The following is a 1,580-nucleotide window of genomic DNA, read 5'->3' on the forward strand; positions in this document are numbered from 1 at the left end:
GGCAGGGCTGTTTCATTCTCACTAAGCGTGTAGAATTATAGAGTAAAGAGCAGATTTATTGATGTAAATTGGCCAATATGCCAGTATATGAAAATATATGGAAAAAAGCCTCATTGATTACCTCAAAGAAATACCTGATTTTCGTGACCAAAGAGGTTGTCGCCACCCCTTATGGTTGGTATTACTGATTATAATTATGGGAATCATCAGCGGTTATTGGGGTTATAGACAGTTAGGGAGATTTACCGAACGCCATCGTTTAACTTTAATTAAACTACTCAATATTCCTCAAGCTCGTGTTCCTTCTTACTCAACTATGAGACGAGTCATGGTACAATTAGATTACCAAAAATTACAAACAGCTTTTAATCAATGGAGCCAACAATATAGTAAAATCAGGTAAGCGAGAGTGGGTATCAATAGACGGAAAAAGTCTCAAAAATACAGTAGAAAATTACGATAAATCTGAGCAAAATTTTAGAAATTGTGTATCAGCATTTAGCCATGAAAGAGGGTTAGTTTTAGGGATAAAAATCTTTGATAATAAGCTTGAAAGTGAAATTACGATTGTGAGAAAACTACTAGAAATATTAGATTTAAAGGGGGTAGTTTTTACTCTTGATGCTCTACATTGTCAAAAAAAACAGTAGCCACAATTATCGATAGTCAAAACGATTATGTAGTTAAAGTTAAAAAGAATCAACCCCAGTTGTATAAAAAAATAGAAGAGCAAGTTAAATCGACTCAAGTAATAAAGAGGTATGTAGATGAATAAAAAACAAGAAATCGTTATACTATTAGACTTGTAGAAGTTTTTAATATACCTAAAAATATACTGGATGTATGGAAAGGTGCAGGTTCTGTAATTAGAGTGAAGCGGAGTAGTAATCGTGGGTCAACATTGGTAGAAAGTATTAGTTATTATCTTTGTTCACTCTCACCACAATCTACCACTTTAGCCTCAGGCATTAGAGGACATTGGTTAATTGAAAATCGACTTCATTGGGTGAAAGATGTGATTTTAGAAGAAGATTCAAGTCCTCAAAAATCGGGCTTTTCTGCCAGAAATTTATCTATTTTAAAAACTTGGGTGTTAACCCTACTAAGAATACATGGTTTTGCTGGAATTAAAGCCGGGATATCGTACTTGAGTAATAATCTCAAATATATACTTTCTTTTTGTACTTAAGTGTGGTCTGAAATCCATTTTTTGCTCTGAATTAATCTAAATTAAGCTGAAGTTGCGATCGCACAACAGAGGGCAATTTCTGGGTCAGTTTGACATTGGTTGGTGATGAAAGTACTACACACCGCTACGCGATACTGCTGAGGCAATGCTCTGCGATCGCACTGCTTTAAATCATAAAAAATGGCCATTCAAGCTAATATTGGGCCGAATTTGGGGTTAAATCTGCTCTTTACTCTATAATTCTACACCTACTGCTGAGGCAATGCTCTGCGATCGCACTGCTTTAAATCATAAAAAATGGCCATTCAAGCTAATATTAGGCCGAATTTGGGGTTAAATCTGCTCTTTACTCTATAATTCTACACGCTTAGTGAGAATGAAACAGCCCTGC

General features: G+C 35.3%; 4 protein-coding genes. 3 read left to right on the forward strand and 1 reads right to left on the reverse strand.

The features are described from left to right. The first annotated feature begins 97 nt into the window (after positions 1-97). The 3 genes from F6K23_RS40370 to F6K23_RS40375 all read left to right on the forward strand — a co-directional run bounded on the left by F6K23_RS40370 (position 98) and on the right by F6K23_RS40375 (position 1,189). Entirely contained in the window at positions 98-403 is a 306-nt protein-coding gene (locus F6K23_RS40370; protein ID WP_293166825.1) for a transposase family protein, read from the forward strand. Further along, entirely contained in the window at positions 387-650 is a 264-nt protein-coding gene (locus tag F6K23_RS42710) for an ISAs1 family transposase (RefSeq protein WP_367267972.1), read from the forward strand. The genes F6K23_RS40370 and F6K23_RS42710 overlap by 17 nt, the downstream gene beginning before the upstream one ends. A 146-nt stretch (positions 651-796) precedes the next feature. Then, the gene (locus tag F6K23_RS40375; protein WP_293166829.1) at positions 797-1,189 is read left to right on the forward strand and encodes an ISAs1 family transposase; all 393 of its coding nucleotides are present in this window, start codon (positions 797-799) and stop codon (positions 1,187-1,189) included. Between the two features lie 41 nt (positions 1,190-1,230). Here F6K23_RS40375 and F6K23_RS40380 read toward each other — a convergent pair whose 3' ends face one another. Next, positions 1,231-1,377: a hypothetical protein gene (locus F6K23_RS40380; protein WP_293166827.1), complete on the reverse strand. Its 147-nt coding sequence runs from the start codon at positions 1,375-1,377 to the stop codon at positions 1,231-1,233. Positions 1,378-1,580: the final 203 nt, after the last annotated feature.

The organism is Okeania sp. SIO2C9 (assembly GCF_010672455.1).
Lineage (GTDB): Bacteria > Cyanobacteriota > Cyanobacteriia > Cyanobacteriales > Microcoleaceae > Okeania.

Coding starts and splice junctions, on each gene's coding strand:
- F6K23_RS40370 (WP_293166825.1), top strand. CDS start 98: ATGGAAAAAAGCCTCATTGATTACCTCAAAGAAATACCTGATTTTCGT.
- F6K23_RS40380 (WP_293166827.1), bottom strand. CDS start 1,377: ATGGCCATTTTTTATGATTTAAAGCAGTGCGATCGCAGAGCATTGCCT.